5 protein-coding genes are annotated in these 3,474 nt (G+C 63.4%); all 5 read left to right on the forward strand.

Annotated features, from left to right (window positions below):
* Positions 1–781 (forward strand): hypothetical protein (locus QGG75_09730; protein MDP6067513.1); only part of this gene is annotated, 781 nt, incomplete at its 5' end.
* Positions 782–805: 24 nt separating this feature from the next.
* Positions 806–1,981 carry a hypothetical protein gene (locus tag QGG75_09735; GenBank protein MDP6067514.1) on the forward strand — a complete coding sequence of 392 codons (1,176 nt, stop codon included), beginning with the start codon at positions 806–808 and terminating at the stop codon, positions 1,979–1,981.
* A 51-nt stretch (positions 1,982–2,032) separates the two neighbouring features.
* Positions 2,033–2,764 (forward strand): glycosyltransferase family 2 protein, encoded by a 732-nt coding sequence (locus QGG75_09740; GenBank protein MDP6067515.1) that lies wholly within the window; start codon positions 2,033–2,035, stop codon positions 2,762–2,764.
* On the forward strand, positions 2,761–3,105 hold the full coding sequence (locus QGG75_09745) for a DUF2304 family protein (protein ID MDP6067516.1): 345 nt from the start codon (positions 2,761–2,763) through the stop codon (positions 3,103–3,105). Before QGG75_09740 ends, QGG75_09745 begins: the two co-directional genes overlap by 4 nt.
* A gap of 71 nt (positions 3,106–3,176) precedes the next feature.
* Positions 3,177–3,474 (forward strand): SxtJ family membrane protein (locus QGG75_09750; GenBank protein MDP6067517.1); only part of this gene is annotated, 298 nt, incomplete at its 3' end.

Genomic DNA, 3,474 nt, shown 5'->3' on the forward strand with positions numbered 1-3,474 from the left:
CTACGGCTTCATCGTCGTGGCCGGTCTGATTTTCGGCTTCGATTCCGATGGCGAAGACTGCTTCGACCTCACCTTGGACGGCCTCCGCGAAGCCGGGCTGTTGTCCGGCGATCCCTCGCTGCTGACGGCGCTGCCCGGCACGCCGCTGTTTCGCCGCATGAAACTCACTGGCCGATTGCGCCGGGTGCGCTATGGGCTGGGCGGATTCAAGTACCAGACCAACATCAAGTACCTCATGCCCCAGGAGCGCATGGTGGCGGGATACCGGTACTTCATCAGCCGCTACAACGGCGGCCGCTACCAATACCAACGCCTTCGCCGGTTTCTCGAACTGCTGGCTCACGGCGGCCGCTTCATCGCCATCGAAGGAGGTGGCTACGGCAATATGGGCCGACTGCTGCGGCTGATTTTCGCCAACCGGGCGGCGACGCGTCAGTTGCTGCAGCGCGCCTGGCGCTTCGCCGCCCACCCGAGCAATCTGGTTTTCGCCTTCAGGGGCCTCTGGCTGCTGCGCCGTTACCCGGGCCTCAGCGGCCGCCTGCGCTTCTATCAGTTCTGGCTGTTCGCCTGGTCCAACGCCGTTCTCAAGTACCAGAACCTGAGCGACGATGATTTCGATCTGGAGAGCGTCGGCCCGGATTTCGACATGCGCGACCTGATTCCCCCCGACTACGCCGAGACGGCCGACGAGGCCATTCCCCGCCACAAGATCGCAGCTCAGATCAGGGCCACCGAAAAACAGCTTGCCCGCCTGGTGGCCAACGCCCGGAGCGCCGACTAGCGCATGTCGAGCTCAAATCCGCAGATGACGAGCGAGGCCAACAAATGGTGGGCCCGGGCCCTGATCTGGGCCCTGGTACTGACGGTCGTGCTGCGCCTCGGCGCGGCTGTCGGCACGGCCTATCGGCCGATTATCAACGAGAAGGGATTGCCGGTGTCGCCGTTGCATGTGGCGCCGGGCAGCGATCTGCAATTCTACCTCAATTCGCGTGACCTCTATCTGTCGGGCGCGGTCATCAGTATCGTCGGCGACTTCGCCAGATTCTACAAAGCCGGCAAGGAGCCCCGCGAGGGCCTGATCGTGTCGGCACCGGTGTTGCCCCTGCTGCTGGCGGCCTTCGACTACCGGCCCGGCAATACCCTCCCCCTGACGACAGTGTTCGTGCTGTTGGGCATCGTCCTGAGCGCCGCCTGGCTGCGACATTTCGAGATCCGGGGCATGCCGCCCCTTTGGCTGTGGGCCTTTCCCTTCCTGCCCCACCTCATCTGGTACACCATCAACGTCGGCTCCGATTTCCTGGGCGTCCTATTTTTCGCCGGATTCTACCTTAGCTATTTCGCTGCTGGGCCGGCGCGCCGGCGCCTGGCTTGGGGGTTGGTCTTCCTGATCCTGTTGCTGCTGACGCGGCCCAATGGCGTTTCCCTGCTGATTTTCGTGGTCATTGATCAATTGCTCCTCAAACGGCACTTGTCGTCGAGCCATCGCAATTGGTTGATTGGAGCCAGTCTGGTGGTGGCGGCACCGTTCGTGGTGTTCTATTTTCCCTATCTCTTCGCCTACGTCTCGGGCTCGCTGTATCTGCCCATATTCGGCATTCCCACGCAGCAATACCTTGGCGGAGTCTTCGACGACCTGCCGTTGTGGCTGAACCTGCTGCTGTCCTGGCTCTCGCTGTTCGGTGGAAAGCTCCTCTATCTGGTTGGGTTGCGGCCCTCCTACGCCGATACAAGCCTGCCCGTGGTTCTGGCCCGGGCCGCGCCGGGGCTGATATTCCTTCCTGGAATCATCCACATCTTCGTCGTCGGCGATCGCACGCATCGGCTGTTGACGGCGCTGTTCCTGCTGCCCATATTTCTCGGTACCGCCCAGGACCGCTACATTCTGCCCATTCAGCCCCTCTTGTTTCTGCACGGCACCATGGTCTACACGGGACTGTGGCTGGCCCTGCGCCGGCGCCTGTGGCGGGGCCGCGCCGGGTAGCTCCATGGCCCCCATGCCGCACACTGCGCCAACTTGAAACACCAGGACCCGATGCCCCAGCTTTCGACTGCCGCCAACCCGGTCCTGGTATTCGTGCCGACCTACAACGACGTCGAGTTCCTGGCTGCCATCGCGGCTGCGATCGAGGATCTCGGTGGCGATTTCGAATTGCTGATCGTCGACGATGGCTCGGCAGTGGCGATTGATGTCGGCGATCTCGACCCCGCCGTCTCCTATTTTCGCCTGCCTGGGAACTTCGGCCTGGGCATCTGCACCCACATCGCCTTCGACCACGCGCTGCGCAAGAGACACCGAGCCGTCGTCAGGATCGACGCCGACGGCCAGCATCCCGTCGAGCGGATACCCGATCTGCTGGCGGTGCTCGAGACGGGCCAGGCCGATCTGGTGGTGGGAACGCGAAGCAACCGCCATCAGGGCAGCGGCCTGCGGGCGCTGACGGCGCAGTGGGTACGCATCTACCTGTCGTTGGTGACCAAACTGCTAACAGGCGGGCGCTCGCCGCAAGACGTCAACTCGGGCTTCCTGGCCTTCAACCGGAAAGCCGCCGAGGTCCTCAACGGCTACCAACTGGAACGCTACCCGGAGCCGCAGATCTGTGCCCTGGCCTGCCGCCGGGGTCTCAGGGTGGCGGAGGTGACGATCGAACAGGAGCCCAGACGGCACGGTTCATCGACGTTGACGTTGGGGCAGGCCCTGCGCATCCTCTACCGCTTCAACATCTTCGTCCTGGCCGAACTGCTGCAGAAGTCGAGAGTCGAATGAAGCTCGTGGTGATCCTGGTCCTGGCTCTGGTGCTGCTCTTTCTGGTGCGGCGCAACCTGCTACAGGTGGATCTCTCGTTTCCCTTGTTTGCCGGCCTGGTGATCCTCGGCTTCGCCAGCATGAACGAAGCTTTCATCGAGTGGACGGCGGCCAGCCTGGGCATCGTTTACCCGCCGATCGCCATCATCTTCATCGCCATCGCCATCCTGTTGGCGTTGATCACCATCCTGGCCATCGCCTACAGCCGGCTGCGCAGCCGCCAGCAATTGCTGGTCCGCCAACTGGCCCGCATGGAACTCGAGCGCCAGGAAATGGCGCGCCAGACCAGTGTTCATGAATAACGTTGCGCTCGGGGGATGGTGGCGCTACATCAAGGGCTCGACGGACGGCGGATGAAACGGCGAAGCTGGTGATGACGACACACGAAGAATTCTCCCGAGACGAAGCCCCGAAGGGCGGCTCGGATCGCGCCTTCGGGGTCGTCTTTGCCGTGGTTTTCCTGCTGCTGGCGCTCTATCCGCTGCTCGACGGAGGCACCGTGCGGCTCTGGGCGCTGGGGCTGGCAGCCACCTTCCTGGCCTTGGCCCTGGTGCGGCCGGCGCTGCTGGCGCCGCTGAACGCGCTGTGGACCAGGCTGGGCCTGGTGCTGCACAAGATCGTCAATCCTGTGGTCCTGGGCCTGATGTTCTTCGCCGTGCTGACGCCCACGG

It is taken from the genome of Alphaproteobacteria bacterium (assembly GCA_030740435.1).
In the GTDB taxonomy this organism is placed as follows: Bacteria; Pseudomonadota; Alphaproteobacteria; order UBA2966; family UBA2966.

Bases quoted from the DNA above. Each gene is read 5' to 3' on its own strand.
- QGG75_09735 (MDP6067514.1), top strand. From the start codon at position 806: ATGACGAGCGAGGCCAACAAATGGTGGGCCCGGGCCCTGATCTGGGCC.
- QGG75_09740 (MDP6067515.1), top strand. From the start codon at position 2,033: ATGCCCCAGCTTTCGACTGCCGCCAACCCGGTCCTGGTATTCGTGCCG.
- QGG75_09745 (MDP6067516.1), top strand. From the start codon at position 2,761: ATGAAGCTCGTGGTGATCCTGGTCCTGGCTCTGGTGCTGCTCTTTCTG.